This window comes from Streptomyces sp. NPDC001056, assembly GCF_053598955.1.
On the sequence record NZ_JBSFLI010000004.1, the window covers coordinates 76,794 to 94,431 of the forward strand.

The 17,638-nt window shown below is 74.8% G+C and carries 17 protein-coding genes; 9 read left to right on the forward strand and 8 right to left on the reverse strand.

The genetic code is table 11. From position 1 onward, the window contains the following. Positions 1-80 precede the first annotated feature (80 nt). Positions 81-1,577: a phosphatase PAP2 family protein gene (locus ACWDD7_RS06785; RefSeq protein WP_450456729.1), complete on the reverse strand. Its 1,497-nt coding sequence runs from the start codon at positions 1,575-1,577 to the stop codon at positions 81-83. Between the two features lie 93 nt (positions 1,578-1,670). Here ACWDD7_RS06785 and ACWDD7_RS06790 point away from each other — a divergent pair, with 93 nt between their 5' ends. Together ACWDD7_RS06790 and ACWDD7_RS06795 are read left to right on the forward strand one after the other, a co-directional pair. Continuing rightward, complete coding sequence (locus ACWDD7_RS06790; protein WP_450456601.1) at positions 1,671-2,327, forward strand: histidine phosphatase family protein; 657 nt, start codon at positions 1,671-1,673, stop codon at positions 2,325-2,327. 78 nt (positions 2,328-2,405) lie between these two features. Beyond that, complete coding sequence (locus ACWDD7_RS06795; protein ID WP_351872207.1) at positions 2,406-4,025, forward strand: ABC-F family ATP-binding cassette domain-containing protein; 1,620 nt, start codon at positions 2,406-2,408, stop codon at positions 4,023-4,025. Positions 4,026-4,045: 20 nt separating this feature from the next. On the opposite strand, the gene ACWDD7_RS06800 is transcribed toward ACWDD7_RS06795, so the two are convergent. After that, on the reverse strand, positions 4,046-4,621 hold the full coding sequence (locus ACWDD7_RS06800) for a GNAT family N-acetyltransferase (protein WP_351872204.1): 576 nt from the start codon (positions 4,619-4,621) through the stop codon (positions 4,046-4,048). 45 nt (positions 4,622-4,666) lie between these two features. Continuing rightward, positions 4,667-5,170 carry a hypothetical protein gene (locus tag ACWDD7_RS06805; protein ID WP_450456602.1) on the reverse strand — a complete coding sequence of 168 codons (504 nt, stop codon included), beginning with the start codon at positions 5,168-5,170 and terminating at the stop codon, positions 4,667-4,669. A gap of 248 nt (positions 5,171-5,418) precedes the next feature. Between ACWDD7_RS06805 and ACWDD7_RS06810 the strand changes: the two genes are divergently transcribed. Then, positions 5,419-5,706: a DUF6158 family protein gene (locus tag ACWDD7_RS06810; protein WP_351872199.1), complete on the forward strand. Its 288-nt coding sequence runs from the start codon at positions 5,419-5,421 to the stop codon at positions 5,704-5,706. Between the two features lie 47 nt (positions 5,707-5,753). Here the strand turns inward: ACWDD7_RS06810 and ACWDD7_RS06815 are convergent, their stop codons facing one another. The 3 genes from ACWDD7_RS06815 to ACWDD7_RS06825 all read right to left on the reverse strand — a co-directional run bounded on the left by ACWDD7_RS06815 (position 5,754) and on the right by ACWDD7_RS06825 (position 8,852). Further along, positions 5,754-6,296 carry a type 1 glutamine amidotransferase domain-containing protein gene (locus ACWDD7_RS06815; protein WP_351872197.1) on the reverse strand — a complete coding sequence of 181 codons (543 nt, stop codon included), beginning with the start codon at positions 6,294-6,296 and terminating at the stop codon, positions 5,754-5,756. Between the two features lie 317 nt (positions 6,297-6,613). Continuing rightward, entirely contained in the window at positions 6,614-6,991 is a 378-nt protein-coding gene (locus tag ACWDD7_RS06820) for a DUF2795 domain-containing protein (protein ID WP_351879763.1), read from the reverse strand. A 64-nt stretch (positions 6,992-7,055) separates the two neighbouring features. Further along, positions 7,056-8,852 carry a thiamine pyrophosphate-requiring protein gene (locus ACWDD7_RS06825; RefSeq protein ID WP_450456603.1) on the reverse strand — a complete coding sequence of 599 codons (1,797 nt, stop codon included), beginning with the start codon at positions 8,850-8,852 and terminating at the stop codon, positions 7,056-7,058. A 430-nt stretch (positions 8,853-9,282) separates the two neighbouring features. Here ACWDD7_RS06825 and ACWDD7_RS06830 point away from each other — a divergent pair, with 430 nt between their 5' ends. The 3 genes from ACWDD7_RS06830 (at position 9,283) to ACWDD7_RS06840 (ending at position 12,712) form a co-directional block, all read left to right on the forward strand. Then, the gene (locus ACWDD7_RS06830) at positions 9,283-10,059 is read left to right on the forward strand and encodes a hypothetical protein (RefSeq protein ID WP_450456604.1); all 777 of its coding nucleotides are present in this window, start codon (positions 9,283-9,285) and stop codon (positions 10,057-10,059) included. Positions 10,060-10,247: 188 nt separating this feature from the next. Beyond that, positions 10,248-11,504 carry an aminotransferase class I/II-fold pyridoxal phosphate-dependent enzyme gene (locus tag ACWDD7_RS06835; protein WP_450456605.1) on the forward strand — a complete coding sequence of 419 codons (1,257 nt, stop codon included), beginning with the start codon at positions 10,248-10,250 and terminating at the stop codon, positions 11,502-11,504. A gap of 185 nt (positions 11,505-11,689) precedes the next feature. After that, positions 11,690-12,712, forward strand: coding sequence for an MBL fold metallo-hydrolase (locus ACWDD7_RS06840; RefSeq protein WP_450456730.1), 1,023 nt, complete (start codon positions 11,690-11,692; stop codon positions 12,710-12,712). 48 nt (positions 12,713-12,760) lie between these two features. Here ACWDD7_RS06840 and ACWDD7_RS06845 read toward each other — a convergent pair whose 3' ends face one another. Continuing rightward, positions 12,761-13,366 carry a DedA family protein gene (locus ACWDD7_RS06845; protein WP_450456731.1) on the reverse strand — a complete coding sequence of 202 codons (606 nt, stop codon included), beginning with the start codon at positions 13,364-13,366 and terminating at the stop codon, positions 12,761-12,763. A gap of 23 nt (positions 13,367-13,389) precedes the next feature. Then, on the reverse strand, positions 13,390-14,163 hold the full coding sequence (locus tag ACWDD7_RS06850) for an MBL fold metallo-hydrolase (protein ID WP_351879766.1): 774 nt from the start codon (positions 14,161-14,163) through the stop codon (positions 13,390-13,392). Between the two features lie 84 nt (positions 14,164-14,247). Between ACWDD7_RS06850 and ACWDD7_RS06855 the strand changes: the two genes are divergently transcribed. From ACWDD7_RS06855 to ACWDD7_RS06865, 3 genes are all read left to right on the forward strand, one after another. Beyond that, positions 14,248-14,679 carry a recombinase family protein gene (locus ACWDD7_RS06855; protein WP_351879751.1) on the forward strand — a complete coding sequence of 144 codons (432 nt, stop codon included), beginning with the start codon at positions 14,248-14,250 and terminating at the stop codon, positions 14,677-14,679. Between the two features lie 131 nt (positions 14,680-14,810). Further along, entirely contained in the window at positions 14,811-16,913 is a 2,103-nt protein-coding gene (locus tag ACWDD7_RS06860; RefSeq protein ID WP_450456606.1) for a phage holin family protein, read from the forward strand. A gap of 112 nt (positions 16,914-17,025) precedes the next feature. Then, positions 17,026-17,451: an OsmC family protein gene (locus tag ACWDD7_RS06865; RefSeq protein ID WP_351879745.1), complete on the forward strand. Its 426-nt coding sequence runs from the start codon at positions 17,026-17,028 to the stop codon at positions 17,449-17,451. Positions 17,452-17,638: the final 187 nt, after the last annotated feature.

Consider the following 17,638-nt stretch of genomic DNA (forward strand, 5'->3'; position numbering starts at 1 on the left):
CCCGGCCCGCGTCACGGTTCACGGTACGCGCATCGGCCGAATGGTGAGACTCACGTTTTGGCATATGGACTGACGGATGGTCAGGAAGCCTGGGGGAGCGGGCGGTAGACCGTCAGTGCCTCCGGCAGCTTCTCCACCGTCACCTCGCCCGCGGCGGTCGTGACCTCGCCGTCGTACGCCAGCGGGGTGCCGGGCGCGAGGCCGGTCAGCCGCAGCCGGTTCACCTGGACGGCGGCATGGGCGGGCGACCTGGTCAGGGGCCCCGCGGCGGCCGCCGCGAGCAGCCGGAGCGCCGGCCTGCCGCTGCCGTGCACCACGCGTACGTCCAGCAGTCCGTCCGCCAGATCGGTCCGGCGGCCCGGCGCGAGTCCCATCCGGTGGTAGACGCCGTTGCCGGTGAACAGCAGCCACAGCGGCCGCCGTTCGCCGCCCACCTCCACCTCCAGCGGATGCCGGTCCGCGCGCAGCACCCGCAGCGCGCCGAGCAGCCCGGCGGGCCAGCCGCCGATCCGGTGCGACCAGGAGTCCCGGGCGCGTACCAGCTCCGGGTAGACGCCGAGACTCAGCGTGTTCAGGAACAGGCCCTCGGTGCCGTCGGTGACGAACCGGCCCACGTCCACCCGGACCGCCTCGCCCCCCCGCACCGCGCGGGCCAGATCGCGCTCGTCCTCCACGCCCAGGTCATGGGCGAAGTGGTTCAGGGTGCCGCCCGGCAGCACCGCCAGCGGCAGCCCGTGGCGCAGGGCCACCGCGGCGGCCGCGTTCACCGTGCCGTCGCCGCCGCACACCCCGAGCACCCGCGCCCGCGCGGCCGCCTTCGCGAGCGCGTCCCCGGTCTCCTCGGGCGCGCACTCGACGATCTCCGCGCGCGGCAGCGCCGCCCGCAGCCCGCGCACCCGGTCCGCGGTGCCCGAGCCCTGGTTGGCGACCACCACCAGGCCCTCGCCCTCCGGCAGCGCCGGTGCCCCGGCGCGCGGCCGGGCCCCGGGCACCGTCGCCGTGCGGGCCGGCACGAGGCGTCGTACCAGGAAGGCGGCGCCCGCGCCCAGGGCCGCACCGGCCAGCACGTCGCTCGGGAAGTGCACGCCGATGTAGACACGGGAGGCGGCGACCGAGAAGGCCAGCGGCGCGACGACCGCGCCCCACGCGGGGGACTCCAGCGCCACGCCGGTGGCGAAGGCCGCCGCCGAGGCCGCGTGCCCGGAGGGGAAGGACGTGGTGACCGGCTGCCGCCGCAGCCGCCGTCCCAGCGGCACGGGGTCGAGCAGTGGCCGGGCCCGGCGCACCGAGCGCTTGCCCAGCGTGTTGACGGTCGCGGAGGCCATGGCGAGCGAGGCCAGGCCCCGTACGGCGGCCCGCCGGGCCCGGGGCGTCCGGCTCGCGGCCAGCGCGGCGGCCACGGCGGCCCACAGCACCCCGTGGTTGGCGCTGCGGCTCAGCCGGGGCAGCACGTGCTCGGCTCCCGGCCAGCGCCATCGGGCGGCCCGCTCGAAGAGGCCGGAGTCGGCGGCGAGCAGCCGTTCGTACAGGGGGTGCGGGAGGGCGGTCGGGACGGTGAGGTCCACGTCCGGAGTCACGGTCTGGTCCATAGGGGTGCGGTTACCCTGAAGTGCCCGTTTCCTGTCCCCCCGTGTCCCGCGCCGCGCGGACGCCGCAAGGAGATCGCCCGGATGCGCCTGCTCCTGATCCGCCACGGCCAGACCCCGTCCAACGTGCGCCACCTGCTGGACACCGCCGTACCGGGGCCCGGGCTCACCCCGCTCGGCGAGGCGCAGGCCGCCGCGCTGCCCAGGGCGCTGGCCGGGGAGGACATCAGCGCCCTGTACGCCTCCCCGCTGATCCGCACCCAGCTCACCGCGGCACCCCTGGCCCTGGAGCGGGGACTGCGGGTGACCGTCCGCGACGGCATCCGCGAGCTGTCCGCGGGCCACCTGGAGATGCTGCCCGGCGACGCCCCCGAGGCGGAGGCCTACATGCGCACCGTCTTCGCCTGGTCGGCCGGGCGGACCGCGCTGCGCGTCCCCGGCGGCGAGAGCGGCGAGGAGGCCCTCGCGCGCTACGACGCCGTGATCGAGGAGGCGCACCTCAGCGGCGCCGGTACCGTCGCCCTGGTCAGCCACGGCGCCGCGATCCGGATGTGGACCGCCGCCCGGGCCGTCAACATCGACGTCTCCTTCGCGGCCGCCCGCCCGCTGGCCAACACGGGCGTGATCACCCTGGAGGGCACGCCTGCGGCCGGCTGGCGGGCCCTGAGCTGGGAGGCGCACGTCATCGAGCCGCCGGGAACGCCCGGTCCGACGGGGGAGCCGCTGGACACCACCGGGTGAACCCGAGCGGCCACCGGGCGCGGCCCGTCCGGTTAACGGTTTGCCCCCGGCCGCCTCCCGCCCGGAGAATGCCTCCTCATGGGACATCTGGAAGCCGCGCACCTTGAGTACCACCTCCCCGACGGGAGGACGCTGCTCGGCGATGTCTCCTTCCGGGTCGGCGAGGGCGCGGCCGTCGCGTTGGTCGGCCCGAACGGCGCGGGCAAGACGACCCTGCTGCGGCTGATCTCCGGCGAGCTGAAGCCGCACGGCGGCTCGGTCACCGTGAGCGGCGGCCTCGGCGTGATGCGCCAGTTCGTCGGCTCCGTACGGGACGAGACGACCGTACGGGACCTGCTGGTCTCCGTCGCCACGCCCCGGATCCGCGAGGCGGCCAGGGCGGTGGACGAGGCCGAGCACGCCGTGATGACGGTGGACGACGAGGCCGCCCAGCTCGCCTACGCGCAGGCGCTGTCCGACTGGGCCGAGGTGCGCGGCTACGAGGCCGAGACCCTGTGGGACATGTGCACCACCGCCGCGCTCGGGATGCCGTACGAGCGGGCGCAGTGGCGCCAGGTGCGCACGCTGTCCGGCGGCGAGCAGAAGCGCCTGGTGCTGGAGGCGCTGCTGCGCGGCACCGACGAGGTGCTCCTGCTGGACGAACCGGACAACTACCTGGACGTGCCCGGCAAGCGGTGGCTGGAGCAGCAGCTCAAGGAGACCCGCAAGACGGTGCTGTTCGTCTCCCACGACCGTGAACTCCTCGCCCGCGCCGCCGAGAAGATCGTCTCCGTCGAGCCGGGACCGGCCGGCGCGGACGCCTGGGTGCACGGCGGCGGCTTCGACACGTACCACGAGGCCCGCCGTGAACGCTTCGCCCGCTTCGAGGAGTTGCGCCGCCGCTGGGACGAGAAGCACGCGCAGCTGAAGAAGCTCGTCCTGAATCTTCGTCAGGCCGCCGCCGTCAGCCATGAGATGGCCTCGCGGTACGCCGCCGCGCAGACCCGGCTGCGCAAGTTCGAGGAGGCCGGGCCGCCCCCGGAGCCGCCGCGCGAGCAGGACATCACCATGCGCCTCAAGGGCGGCCGCACCGGAGTCAGGGCCGTCACCATCGCGGGACTCGAACTGACCGGCCTGATGAAGCCGTTCGACCTGGAGGTGTTCTACGGCGAACGGGTCGCCGTCCTCGGCTCCAACGGCTCCGGCAAGTCGCACTTCCTGCGCCTGCTGGCCGGCGAGGACGTCGCGCACACCGGCCGGTGGAAGCTCGGCGCCCGCGTCGTACCCGGCCACTTCGCGCAGACCCACGCGCACCCCGAACTCCAGGGCCGCACCCTGCTGGACATCCTGTGGAAGGAGCACGCGCAGGACCGGGGCCCGGCCATGTCCCGGCTGCGCCGCTACGAGCTGACCCAGCAGGCCGAGCAGACCTTCGAGCGCCTCTCCGGCGGCCAGCAGGCCCGCTTCCAGATCCTGCTGCTCGAACTCCAGGGCGTCACCGCCCTGTTGCTCGACGAGCCGACCGACAACCTCGACCTGGAATCCGCCGAAGCCCTCCAGGAGGGTCTGGAATCCTTCGACGGTACGGTCCTCGCCGTCACCCACGACCGCTGGTTCGCCCGCTCCTTCGACCGCTACCTGGTCTTCGGCACCGACGGCCACGTCCGCGAGACCCCGGAACCGGTCTGGGACGAGCGCCGTGTGGAGCGGGCGCGGTAAGGAGCGTCGGCCGGCGCCGGTCAGGCCTGTCGGCGGAGGTCCAGCATGCAGAAGACCTTGTCGTAGCGGCGGTCGCCGACGGCGACGAAGTCGGGGAGCCGGCCGTATTCGGTGAAGCCCAACGACCGGTAGAGGTGCAGGGCGGCGGCGTTGTCGCCGCGCGCGTCGAGGGTGAGGACCTCGATGCCGCTCTCCCGGGCGTCGGCGATCAGGGCGGCGGCCAGCGCCCGGCCGACGCCACGGCCGTGGACGGCGGCAGCCACCGCGATCTTCTCCAGATCGGCGTGCGGCCGGTGGGTCGGCCGGGTGTGGCGGAGCCAGTACCCCCACCCGACCGGTTCACGGCCCAGACAGGCGGCACGCAGGGCCCCGTCCCCGGCCCGCACCGCGGCGACCACATGGCCGACGAGTTCCGCCACCTCGTCCCGCGAGGGCGGCTCGACCCAGCCCAGCGCGGCACCTGCGGCCACCAGCTCCGCCAGGATCCGATGGGCCGAGTCCACGAACCGGCCCTCCAGCTCCGGATCGGCACTCAGGTCCCGGGCGTCGAGGACGGCGAGCCCGGTGGGCGCTCCGCGGGTCATGGCCGGCTTCATGAACGGCAGCCTAGCCACCCCACGGCCCGGCCGTACCCCGTGCCGCTAGCCTTTGGCGGGCCCGCCCCCGTCGCACCGGAGCTGGGCGTCGATCTGCGCGTCGGTCCTCGGGCCGTCGTGCGTCCAGTACCGGTCCGCCGGGACACGCGCGGCCCGGACCTCGCGGAGGTCGAACACGTCGTCGGCGCCGCCGTCGCGGTCCGCGTAGGCGACGGAGACGTCGAGGGTCGCCGGCAGGGTCCTGGGCCGCGCCCCCGGGCCCGCCGCCAGGAAGTCGCCCGCCTGCCAGAGCGTCACCGCGCCGCGTTCCCCCTCGGGGGTTCTCGGCCGGCGGGCCCGCCAGAGCAGTTTCTCGGCGTCGCTGTCGTACACCTCGACCGTCCCCACCCTGTCCGCGGGGCAGACGGGGGCCTTGACGGAGACGCGGGTGCCGTCGATCCGGATGCCGATGAGGAGGGACGTCTCCGGGTCGGACATGACGCGGACGGTGTACACACCCACGCCGATCGCGGCGAGGAAGGCCAGGCCGAACACCGAGCCCACCAGCATGAAAGGCCACACCGGTCGTGGCGGCCGGTACTGCGTCAACTCGTTCCCCCCCCGTTGTTCCGCGTTGTTCCGTGTTGTTCCGGGTTGCTCCGCCGCGGCGGGCGGCCGTGTCGGTCGGCCGAGTATGACGCGTATGCGGAGGCCCGGGAACCGGGATGTTCGTACAGTGGAGCCAGGAACGTGAGCTCCATGGATTCCTGCCGGAAACCGCTCGGGGGCAGTGCATGCCGGGCGGGTACCCGGACCCCATGAACGGACAAGACGAGCGGGGCACCACCATGACCGGAGTCGACCCCAGCCGACTGGACGACCAGCAGCTCATGAAGGAGCTGGAGACGATCCACCGCACGCGCCACGACGCCCTCCTGTACGGCTCCAACGACGCGCTGCGGGCCCACAACGAGCGCATGGCGCAGCTGGAGGGCGAGTATCTGCGCCGCAATCCGCGCCGCGTGGTCAGCGCGGGCCGCACCCGCGAGGGCGCCCGCGAGCGCCACCCCGGCGAGGCGGTGGCCCCGGGGCGGTCGGGCACCTGAGGTTCCGGGGCCGGCGCTCACGGGCCGGCCCCTTCCGCGCGGTGGCCTCAGCCGGCCTCCCCCGCGAACACATGCAGGAACGCGTCGCAGAACGCCTTCAGATCGCCCGGCTTACGGCTGGTCACCAGCTGGTTGGACCCGTGGTCGCAGATCTTGACCCGCTCGTCCACCCAGGTGCCGCCCGCGTTGCGGATGTCCGTCCTCAGGCTCGGCCAGGAGGTCAGCACCCGGCCGCGGACGACATCCGCCTCCACCAGCGTCCATGGCGCGTGGCAGATCGCGGCGACCGGGCGCCCCCGGTCGAAGAAGTCCTTCACGAACGCCACGGCCTTCTCGTCCATCCGAAGGAAGTCCGGGTTCGCCACCCCGCCGGGCAGCACCAGCCCCCCGAACGACCCGGCGTCCGCCTCACCGACCACCTCGTCCACATCGAAGGTGTCCGCCTTGTCGAGATGGTTGAACCCCTGAACCTTCCCGGCTTCGGTCGAGACCAGCACCGGCTCGTGTCCGGCGTCCGAGGCGGCCTTCCACGGCTCGGTCAGCTCCACCTGCTCGACGCCCTCGGGCGCCACCAGAAACGCGATACGCATGATCCTCGTACTCCTTTCCCGCGCCACGCGCGGCCTCGAACGGCCCGCACGCGCCGTTTCCCTGCCCTGTCCGCGCGCCGGCGGCGCGCCGGCAGCCCCTCGCCCCACGGCAGCGGCACGCGCGCGCCGACCGCGAGGCCGGCGGCCGCCCGACAGCCCGCCGTACCCCGCCGCGCGGCCGGCAGCGGCGGGGCGCACCTCGTAGCGCAGGGCAGCGCGACGGCACGCCGACCTCGGTCGTCGTCAGCGCGTGGATCAGGGACTCCCTGGTACGTCGACGGTGGCGCCCCGCGCGATCCGCGCGGCCTGGCCCCGGCTCAGCCGCCGCCCGTCAGCGCCTCGGCCAGCTGCTGCACATTGCGGAACCGCTCGCCGCGCGGCAGCTCCGTCACCGCCTCCACCAGCGGGTCGGGCGCGTTGGCCCGGCGCATCGCCGCGGCGAGCTCGCCCGCCCGGGCCGGGAAGGCGCCGCGCCCCAGGCTGCGGGCCAGCTCCAGCCGCACCCGTTCCAGGGAAGCCGGGGAGCCCAGGCCGCCCACCGGGCCGCCGGTCACCTCCGGGTCGTCGTCGGCGGCGGGCTCGGGGTCGTACCACTCGTCGACCCGGGTCGGATGCCCGGACCTGAGCAGCCCCTTCAGCTCGTGCTTCATCTCATCGTCCCGGTGCACGTTCAGCCGGTCACTGCCTCGCTGCATGTCTCTCTCCAGGGGTCGAGCGTCCGCACCCGCGTACCCGGTACGGCCTCACCGACACCGTCGCCTACCGCCTGCTCCGGCCCGGCAGGAACTCCTGGACCTTCGCCTTCAGCCCCTGCTTGACCATCGAGCCCCGGTCCGCGTCGCCCTTGAGGACGGCCGCGGCCGTGGCCTCCATCTGCTCCCAGGTGGCGTGCGGCGGGATCGGCGGTACGGCGGGGTCGGTCAGGAACTCGATCACACAGGGGCGGTCCGCCGCGACGGCCGCCCGCCAGCCCGCCTCGACGTCCTCGGGTTTCTCGACCCGGATGCCCTCCAGGCCCAGCGAGCGCGCGAAGTCCGCGTACCGCACGTCCGGGATCTCCTGCGAGGGCAGGAAGGACGGCGAACCCTCCATCGCCCGCATCTCCCAGGTCACCTGGTTCAGGTCCTGGTTGTTCCACACGGCGACGATCAGCCGCGGATCGCTCCAGCGGTCCCGGTACTTGGCCGCGGTGATCATCTCCGCGAGCCCGTTCATCTGCATCGCGCCATCGCCGACCAGTGCGAACACCGGCCGGTCCGGGTGCGCGAACTTCGCCCCGATCGCGTACGGCACGCCGGGACCCATCGTGGCGAGCGTCCCGGACAGCGAGCCGCGCATGCCGGGGCGCATGGTGATGTGCCGCGCGTACCAGTTGGCCACCGAACCGGAGTCGGACGTGAGGATCGCGTCGTCGGGGAGCAGCGGGTCCAGCGCCCGTGCCACGTACTCGGGGTTGATCGGGTCCGCCGCGAGCCCGGCCCGCCGCTCCATGGTCTCGTGCCAGCGCCGCACGTTCGCGGTCACCGTGTCGTACCACTCCCGGCCGCCCCGGTCGGTCTCCAGCAGGGGGATCAGCCGCTGGAGCGTCGCCCTCGCGTCGCCGACGAGGTTCACCTCGTACGGGTACCGCATCCCGATCATGTGCGGGTCGAGATCGATCTGCACGCCGCGCGCCTTGCCGAACTCCGGCATGAACTGGGTGTACGGGAACGAGGACCCGATGGTCAGCAGGGTGTCGCAGTCCCGCATCAGCTCGTACGACGGCCTGCTGCCCAGCAGCCCGATCGGCCCGGTGACGTACGGCAGCTCGTCGCTGAGCACGTCCTTGCCGAGCAGCGCCTTCGCGACACCCGCGCCGAGCAGCTCGGCGATCTCCCGCACCTCGGCGACCGCGCCCGCGGCGCCCTGCCCGACCAGGATCGCCGGCTTGTCGCCCGCGTTCAGGACGTCCGCGGCCCGGCGCAGCGCCTCGTCCGTCGGGGTCGTCGTCCACTCGCTCGTGCCCAGGCTCGACGGCACCGTCTTGAAGGCGTGCGTCGGTGGTGAGTAGTCCAGTTCCTGCACGTCACCGGGGATGATCACGGCGGTCGGACAGCGCCGCGCGTACGCCGTGCGGATCGCCCGGTCCAGCACGTTCGGCAGTTGCTCGGGCACCGTCACCGTCTCCACGAACTCCGAGGCGACGTCCTTGTACAGCGTGTGCAGGTCGACCTCCTGCTGGTAGGAGCCGCCCATCGCGCTGCGGTCGGTCTGGCCGACGATCGCCAGTACCGGCACATGGTCGAGCTTCGCGTCGTACAGGCCGTTCAGGAGGTGGATGGCGCCCGGCCCGGAGGTCGCCGCGCACACGCCGACGCGCCCGCTGAACTTCGCGTACCCGACCGCCTCGAACGCGGACATCTCCTCGTGCCGGGACTGGATGAACCGCGGCCGGTCCTCGGCGCGGCCCCAGGCGGCGAGCAGCCCGTTGATGCCGTCACCCGGATATCCGAACGCCTGTTCGACACCCCAGGCGCGCAGACGCTCCAGGATGTGGTCGGACACCTTCGTGCTCATGGAGGGACCTCCCCGGTGGGGTACGAAGCCGATGATCCGGTCAGCGTTGACCGAGTCTCCGACCACGAGGCCGGAAAACCTCCGGAGACGGCCCGGTGCCCCTGCGTCGGGACCCGCGCCGGGTCTCGTGGTGGGGGCGGGGGTGGGGGCGGGGGTGGGGGTGGGGGTGAGCTGGGGGCCGCGGGGGGTTTCGCGCGGGGTGCGGACAGAGGTCCGCGCCGGGGGCTCTGCCCGTCGCCACGTCACCCGGCTGGGCGTCCGCGTCCCGCGAATGGGGTCCGGCCGCGCGCGCCGGGGCGTGGGGCGGGCTGTGATGGCGGGGGAGGGAGGGGTACGACCCCGGGCGCCGGACGGCGTGGGTGCCGTACCGCCATCCAGCCGCTCGTACCACCGTCAGCCCGTCCGCCGTAGCTCCCGAGGAGCCCCTCACATGCGCCGCACCGCCCGCGCCCTGCCCGCCGCCCTCGTCGCCGGCGCCGCGCTCGCCCTGACCGGCCCCGCCGCCCTCGCCGCGGTGGCCACCCCCGGCGCGGGGTCCGCGACCTGCGCCCCCGTGACCGCCCCGCAGCCGAACGCCCCGGAGCCGCAGATGTCGGGCACCACCCGGCCGCCGGCAGCCGCGCCGGATCCGGGCGCGGGCGGCGACACCGAAGGCCGCGTGCCCGGCCCCACCTCGCGCGCGAGCGGCGGCACCGGCAAGTCCTGTGCGGACACCCGTACCTGCGCCGACGGCAAGTCCTGCGCCGACGGCCAGGGTTGCGCGGCCGGCAAGTCGTGCAGCGGGACCGGCACCCAGTGCCGGGCCGGGGAGAACTGCGCCGGTGATGACGCGCGGCAGTGCACCGGCGCCAAGAACGGGTCCTGCGCCGACGACGACCCCGCGTGCGACGGCGCCCGCTCCGGAGCCTGCGAGGACTCCGGCGACGACTCCTGCCGCGAGCCCCGCTACTCCGACGAGGGCGGGGGCGACGACCGCAACGGCGACACCGCCTGGAGCGGCGGTGACGACGAGGGGGACGACTGTGCCCCGGCCGGCTCCGGCACCCAGCACGGCGGCGTGGCGGCCGGCGCGGGCGGCACCTTCAACGACTCGGTCCCGGCCCTGGTCGCCGGCGGAGCGCTGATCGCCGCCGCGTGCGCGGGCGCCGGCTACCGGCTGCACGGCCGCGTCCGGAGCGGCGGAGGCGGCCGCCCGGCGGACGTGTGACCCGCACAACTCCCGGTCCACCCATGGACTTACGCCCAGCGGGTACACGGCATCCCGAGGAACCCACCCAACCCAACAGACCCACCCACCGGTCGCCGCACCTCCGGCACCGTCCGGCGCGGGGCAGCCCCGGGCGGCACACCAGGACGGCACGGCCGGGGGCCATCACGGACTGCGCGGAGGCGGACATGCGGCGGACGGACCCCGAGGGCCACGGCCCCGTCCGCTACGGCCCCCCGCTGCCCGGCGACGGCCTGCCGGTGCTCCCCGAACTGACCGCCGTGGTCGCCGCCGCCGCGGACCGCGCCGCCGCCCAGCCCGTCGGCGGCGCCCCCGCCCTGCTGGAGTCGGCCTGCGGTTACTGGACCCGCCGCGCCCTGCCCTGCGTCCCCGACCAGGTCGCCGCCGGACCCGGCGCCCCCGCGCTGCTCCTCGCCCTCACCGCCGCGCTCGCCGGGGACGGCGCCGACATCCTCGTCCCCCGCCCCTGCGCCGCCTGGTGGGCCCCCTACGCGCGGGTCCTCGGCCGGCCCGTGTTCCATGTGCCCACGCCCGCCGAGAGCGGCGGCGTCCCCGATCCCTACGCGCTGCTGGAGACCGTGCGCCGGGTGCGCGCCGAGGGCGGCGATCCCAAGCTGCTGGTGCTCTCCGTCGCCGACGACCCCACCGCCACCGTCGCCCCGCCCGAACTGCTGCACGAGACCGTCGAGGCCGCCACGGCCGAGGGACTGCACCTGGTCAGCGACGAGACCTGGCGCGACACTCTGCACGCCCCGCACGACACCGTCCTGCTCAGCCCCGCCGAGATGCGGCCCGAAAGCGTCACCGTCGTCACCGACCTGGCCGGCGCCCTGCTGCCGCCCGGCTGGCCGGCCGCCGTCGCCCGCTTCCCCGCCTCCGGCACCGGACAGCGCCTGCACGCACGGGTCCTGGACATCCTCACCGCGCTCGGCGCCCGCCTCGCCGCTCCCGTCGCCGCGGCCGCCTGCTACGCCCTCGACGAACCCCCGCCCGTCACCGAACGCCGCGAGGCCACCGCCCGGCTGCACGCCCGCCTGGCCGCCGCCGCGCACAGCGCCGTCACCGCCGCCGGCGCCCTCGCCCGCCCCCCGCAGGCCGGCCGCCACCTCTACGCCGACCTGAGCCCGCTGCGCGAGTCCCTCACCGTCCAAGGCGTCAGCGACTCGCAGGAGTTGGAGGACTTCCTCACCACCCGGCTCGGCATGCCCGCGCCCGGCGGCCACCGCTTCGGCGACGACCTGGCGGCGCTGCGCGTACGCCTCTCCACCGGGCCCCTGCTGGGCGGCACGGACGAGGAGCGCACGCAGTCCCTCGTTTCCCCCACACCCTGGGAACAGCCCTTTGTGCAAAGCTCGTTGGCCTCCTTGAGGTCGGTCTTCGACGATCTCCGCGACGACGCCCAGCGACGGGAGCCTCCTCGGTGACGCAACAGACGCATGAGCCCGGATCGACCCCGACGACCGACGACTCACTCACGGCTTCCACGACGGCGACGGCGACGGTGACGGTGACCGCGGAAACGGAAACGGAAACGGAAACGGAAACGGAGACGGCGCCGGAGACGGTGACGGCGGAGACGGAGACGGCCCCGGAGACGGACGCGGCCCGTGTGACCGCCGCCCCGCCGGTCCCCGCCCCGCCGGTCCCCGGCGCCCCCTCCTTCCCGCCGCTGGCCGAACCCCGCCCACTGGGCGAACGCCGGGTGTGGCCGCGCACCTTCCACGACCGGCTCACCGCGCCCCTGCCCGGCCTCAAGGCGCTGGCCCGCTTCGCCCGGGAGGGCGCGGTGCGCCCCGGCCCGGACGGCCTCGCCGACATCTCCCGGCTGCCGTACGAGCCCGCCCCGCTGCCCCGCGCCGACCCCCGCACCCTCGCCGTCACCTGGGCGGGACACGCCAGCTGGATCGTCCAGGTGGGCGGCCTGACCGTGCTCACCGACCCCGTCTGGTCGCGCCGCATCCTCGGCACCCCGGCCCGCATCACCCCCGTCGGCGTGCCCTGGGACCGGCTGCCCCGCATCGACGCGGTCGTCGTCAGCCACAACCACTACGACCACCTGGACGCCCCGACCCTGCGCCGACTCCCGCGCGACACCCCTGTGTTCGCACCCGCCGGGCTCGGCCGCTGGTTCCAGCGCCGCGAGTTCACCTGCGTCACCGAGCTGGACTGGTGGGAGGGGGCCGAACTCGCGGGCGTCCGCTTCGACTTCGTGCCCGCCCACCACTGGTCCAAGCGCACCCTGACCGATACCTGCCACAGCCTGTGGGGCGGCTGGGTCGTCACCGCGCCCGGAGGCCCGCGCCTCTACTTCGCCGGCGACACCGGCTACGGCCACTGGTTCTCCCGTATCGGCCGCCGCTACCCCGGCATCGACCTCGCCCTCATGCCCATCGGCGCCTACGACCCCCGCTGGTGGCTCAGCGACGTCCACTGCGACCCGGAGGAAGCCGTCCAGGCCACCCTCGACCTGGGCGCCCGTCGGATGGCCCCCATGCACTGGGCCACCTTCATCCTCTCGGCGGAACCGGTCCTCGAACCCCTGACCCGGGTGCGAACGGCCTGGGAAAAGGCGGGACTTGCCCAGGAAGACCTGTGGGACCTGCCGGTAGGCGCGTCGAGAGTCCTGGGCTGAAGCGCCCCTGCCGGGGGCTCGGGGAACCGCGCCTCGGGACCCCCGGCGCTACCGAACCCGCCGATGAAGACCAGGCACCGCACTGATCAAGACCGTCAGCACCACCGCCACCAGGACCCCCTCCCACGGCCGCGGGAACAACGAGCCCCCCACGATCCCGATCACCTGATACGTCGCCGCCCACGCCAGACACGCTGCCACGTTCCCCCGCGCGAACCGCCGCGCAGGCCATTCGGCCATCAGACACGCGAGCATCACGGGGATGCGACCGGCCGGCACCAGCCGGGAAAGGACGAGTACCGCGACCCCGTGCTCCGCCAACTTGCCCCGCGCCCGCGCGAGTCGCTCCTCCGGTGCCCGCGACCGTATCGCCTCCAGCCACCGCGACCCGTTCCGCGACCGCATCCCCCGCCGCCCCAGCCAATACAGCGCCGCGTCCCCGAGGAACGCGGCCAGCGACGCCGTGACGAACACCAACGCCAGCGCGAACGGCGCTGTCTGATGGAACGCCACGACCGCCGCCGAACTCACCAGCGCCCCCGTCGGCACCACCGGCACCAACGCGCCGATGAGCACCAGCAGGAACAACGACGGGTACCCGAGCGCCTGTTGAGTGGATTCCGGCGGCACGGCCGAGGTCGACGCGGCGGCCAGTACCGCGGCCGGGGGCAGCAAGCTCACCGGGCGACCTCCAGCCGGGCGCTCTGGCCGTGCCCCAGCTTGTGCACCGCCACGTCCGGGGCGAGCCTCGCGGCGAGTCGTACGAACTCGTCGCCCGGCGAGTGGAATTCGTGCGGCCGCACCGCGTCCAGGCCGATCGGCCAGTACGTCCCGTAGTGCACCGGCACCGCCGCCCGCGGCGCCAGCAGGCCGAGGGCCCGCGCCGCGCGCCCCGCGTCCAGGTGCCCCTCCCCGAGACACGGCCCCCAGCCGCCCACCGGCAGCAGCGCCACCTCCACCGGGCCCACCCACTCGGCCATGGTGTCGAACAGCCCGGTGTCCCCGGCGAAGTAGGTCCGCGCCTCGCCCTCGATCACGAAGCCCAGCGCGGGCGAGCGGTGCGGCCCCACCGGCAGCCGCCGCCCGTCGTGCCGTGCGGGCACCACCCGCACCAGCAGCTCGCCGACGCGTATCCCGTCCCCCGGGACGACCTCGGTGATGCGCAGGTGTCGCAGCCGGCGCACGCCGGGCACCCCCTGTGCTGCGCCCCGGGGCACAAACAGGCGTGTGCCCCGGTCGAGCGCCCCCAGTGACGGCAGATGCAGATGGTCGGCGTGCAGGTGGGAGACGAGCACCACATCCGCGCGCCGGGCCTCGTCCGGCGGGATGGCGCCCCGCCGGCGCCGCAGATGGGCGAGCCGACGAGCGAACAGCGGATCGGTGAGCACTCGTATGTTCGAATCCTCGATCGTGCAGGTGGCGTGACCCCACCAGGTGATCTCCACCGGCACCTTCTTCGCCTCCTTCACGCGCCTGTCCGAAGCCTACGGGCAGGAGTAGGGTCGGCGGCGAAAACCGGAGGTGAGGGGGACGCCATGGGACAGCCACGGGGCGCCTCCGGCGCGCGCACACCGGCACGGGTCATCGCCATCGCCAGTCTGACGCCCCTTGAGGAACTCGACGCCGAGCCCTTCCTCGTGGACAGCCGCACCCAGCACGCCATGTGCGCCCGCTGGGCCGCCGAACACGGCTATGTCGTCGCCAGGGAACTCCTCGTCGGCGGACTCCGCTTCGACCACCGCGCCCTGTGGGACGGCGTGCGCCCCGGCGTGGACGTGTTCGTCGCGCCCAGCCTGCGGGTGCTGCGCCGTGCCCTGTCGGACGTGGAGGAGTTCACCGCCGAGTGCGCGCGGCGCGGGGTACGGGTGGTCACGGTGGGGCGGGCGGAGCCGTCGTACGACGCGCAGATGAAGGCGCGCGTGCACCGACGGCTGTCCATGCCGACCGCCGGATACGACGGACGGTGATCTCTCGGTAACCCCTTCGGGTGATTCCCGCCCGGTATGACAGGGTGGGGGCGGCCCGGTCGCCCCAGCGCACCGGGACAGCGACCTCGCCGCGGGGTGGGGGGAGGGCCGGAACGGAGGAAGCGGCGGGCGTGCGGGGCGTACGGTGGCGGTGGATCGCCAGTCAGATCGGGCGCAGCGTCGCCGTATGGGCCGTCTCCACGCTCACCATGCTGGTCCTCGCGCTGCTCCTGCCCGACTTCCGGCTCCAGTCCGCCGACGGCGACAGCGCCACCCGGATCGCCCTCACCGCCGCCCTCGGCGCGGGCGCGTTCGGCATCCTGTCCGCGGTGGTGTGGCCGCTGCTCGTCCGGCTGCTGCTGCTCGTCCCCGCCCTGGTCCTCGGCCTGCTGGTCTTCTTCCTCAACGGCTCCCTGCTGCTGCTCGCCCTGGACCTCAACCCGTCCGGCCGGGGCGCGGTCGCGCCGGAGACGGCCGTCATCGTGGCCGCGGTCATGTCCGCCGTGGCCTCGGCCACGGGCGGGGCGCTCGCCGTGCGCGACGACGAGGCCTACCGGCGCCGGCTGCACCGCCTCGCCGCCCGCCGCCGCAGGACCGATCCGCCCTGTCCGTCCACCCCCGGGGTGCTGTTCCTCCAACTCGACGGCGTCGGCCACGACGTGCTGACCGAGGCCGTGGCGAAGGGCCTGATGCCGACGGCCGCCCGCTGGCTGGCCGCGGGCGAGGGCGCGCACCCCGTGTCCGACGGCGCCCGCCCGACCCACCGCCTCACCCCCTGGCACACCGACTGGTCCAGCCAGACCGGCGCCAGCCAGCTCGGCATCCTGCACGGCAGCACCTACGACGTGCCCGCCTTCCGCTGGTACGAGAAGGACCGCGAGGAGGTGATGGTCTGCAACCGGCCGACGAGCGCCGCCGAACTCCAGCGCCGCGCCGTCGCGCACACCGGCGACGGCGGGCTGCTCACCGGGGACGGCGCGAGCCGCGGCAACCTCTTCAGCGGCGGCGCCGGGGAACAGGCCCTCGTGCTGTCCATAGCGGCCCGCCGCCGGGGCCGGGAGAACCGTTCCCGCGCCGGGTACTTCGCCTACTTCTCCGACCCGGCCAACGCCGTCCGCACCGCCCTGTCCTTCACCGCCGAGGTCGCCCGCGAGATCGGCGAGTCCACCCGCGCCCGGATCCGAGGACAGCGCCCCCGCGTCTCCCGCGGCGGCCTCTACCCGCTGGTCCGCGCCTTCGCCACCGTCGTGGAACGGGACGTCGTCGTCGCCGCGGTGATGGGCGACATGCTCGCCGGCCGCTCCGCCGTCTACGCCGACCTGGTCGCCTACGACGAGGTCGCCCACCACTCCGGGCCGCACAGCCGCGACGCCGCGAAGGTGCTCCAGCGCCTCGACCGCTGCCTCGCCCTGCTCGCCCGGGTCGCCGACCACGCCCCGCGCCCGTACCGCATCGTGGTCCTCTCCGACCACGGCCAGAGCCCCGGCGAGACGTTCCGCGCCCGCTACGGCCTCACCCTCACCGACCTCGTGCGGGCCGGCTGCGGGCTGCCCGTGCCGCGCCGGGCCGAGCGCACGCGCAGCGGTACCGAGGCCCGGGCCGCCGTGCGGGCCGCGCTGCGCCGGCCCGTGGAGGAGGGCGAGCAGCACCGCACGGCCCGCCGCCGCGAACCCGTCGTGCTGGCCTCCGGCAATCTGGGTCTCGTCTCCTTCCCGGACGTGCACCACCGCATGACCAAGGAGGAGATCGACGTCCGCCACCCCGCCCTGCTCACCACCCTCGCCGACCACCCCGGCGTCGGCTTCCTGCTGGTGGCGAGCGAAGAGCACGACGGCCTGGTGCTCGGCCCGGGCGGCACGGGGATACCGCTGGCCGACCTCGACCGCGATCCGGGCCCGCTGGCCCGCTTCGGACCCGGCGCCGCCGACGCGGTCCGCCGCACCCACTCCTTCCCGCACACCGCCGACATCATGGTGAACTCCGCGTACGACCCGGCCGACGGCGAAGTGCTCGCCTTCGAGGAGCAGATCGGCTCGCACGGCGGGCTCGGCGGTGCCCAGTCCCGACCGTTCCTGCTGTCCCCGCTGGAGCTGTCCGCGCCCACCGCCGAGAGGGAGCGGCTGACCGGGGCCGAGCAGGTGCACCGGGTGCTGCGCCGCTGGCTCGGCGAGCTGTCCGGACCCGAGGTCCCGCTCGGCGCGGCCACGGCCGAGGAGGACGAGCGGGCGGCGTGACGACGCGTCCCACGGTCGCCGGCGAACCCCCGCCTCCACCGCCCGGATGTGATCGGATAGGGAACCCGGACACCCGGCAACGGGACCGCGTCCCCTCGCGAAAGGAACCATCGTGGCCACCACGCGCACCGCGCACACCGAATGGGAAGGCAACCTTCTTGAGGGCAAGGGCGTCGTCAGCTTCGACTCGTCCGGCATCGGGCAGCAGCCGGTGTCGTGGCCGTCGCGCGCCGAGCAGGCGAACGGCAGGACCAGCCCCGAGGAGCTGATCGCGGCCGCCCACTCCAGCTGCTTCTCCATGGCCCTCGCGCACGGCCTGGCCGGCGCCGGCAACCCGCCCACCAGGCTGGAGACCAAGGCCGACGTCACCTTCCAGCCCGGCACCGGCATCACCGGCATCCACCTCACCGTGCGCGGCGAGGTGCCCGGCCTGGACGCGCAGGGCTTCCAGGCGGCCGCCGAGGACGCCAAGAAGAACTGCCCGGTCAGCCAGGCCCTCACCGGTACGACCATCACCCTGACCGCCGAACTGGCCTGACCGCCGGGCCGGCCCGGACCCGGCCGGCCGACGCACCGGTGCCGCGCCCCGTCGGGAGCGCGGCACCCCGGCGTCGCGGGACCCGGCACCCTGGCGTCGCGGGACCCGGCACCCTGGCGTCGCGGGACCCGGCACCCTGGCGTCGCGGGACCCGGCACCCTGGCGTCGCGGGACCCGGCACCCTGGC

Coding starts and splice junctions, on each gene's coding strand:
- ACWDD7_RS06790 (WP_450456601.1), top strand. CDS start 1,671: ATGCGCCTGCTCCTGATCCGCCACGGCCAGACCCCGTCCAACGTGCGC.
- ACWDD7_RS06795 (WP_351872207.1), top strand. CDS start 2,406: ATGGGACATCTGGAAGCCGCGCACCTTGAGTACCACCTCCCCGACGGG.
- ACWDD7_RS06800 (WP_351872204.1), bottom strand. CDS start 4,621: ATGAAGCCGGCCATGACCCGCGGAGCGCCCACCGGGCTCGCCGTCCTC.
- ACWDD7_RS06805 (WP_450456602.1), bottom strand. CDS start 5,170: ATGCTGGTGGGCTCGGTGTTCGGCCTGGCCTTCCTCGCCGCGATCGGC.
- ACWDD7_RS06810 (WP_351872199.1), top strand. CDS start 5,419: ATGAACGGACAAGACGAGCGGGGCACCACCATGACCGGAGTCGACCCC.
- ACWDD7_RS06815 (WP_351872197.1), bottom strand. CDS start 6,296: ATGCGTATCGCGTTTCTGGTGGCGCCCGAGGGCGTCGAGCAGGTGGAG.
- ACWDD7_RS06820 (WP_351879763.1), bottom strand. CDS start 6,991: ATGCAGCGAGGCAGTGACCGGCTGAACGTGCACCGGGACGATGAGATG.
- ACWDD7_RS06825 (WP_450456603.1), bottom strand. CDS start 8,852: ATGAGCACGAAGGTGTCCGACCACATCCTGGAGCGTCTGCGCGCCTGG.
- ACWDD7_RS06830 (WP_450456604.1), top strand. CDS start 9,283: ATGCGCCGCACCGCCCGCGCCCTGCCCGCCGCCCTCGTCGCCGGCGCC.
- ACWDD7_RS06835 (WP_450456605.1), top strand. CDS start 10,248: ATGCGGCGGACGGACCCCGAGGGCCACGGCCCCGTCCGCTACGGCCCC.
- ACWDD7_RS06855 (WP_351879751.1), top strand. CDS start 14,248: ATGGGACAGCCACGGGGCGCCTCCGGCGCGCGCACACCGGCACGGGTC.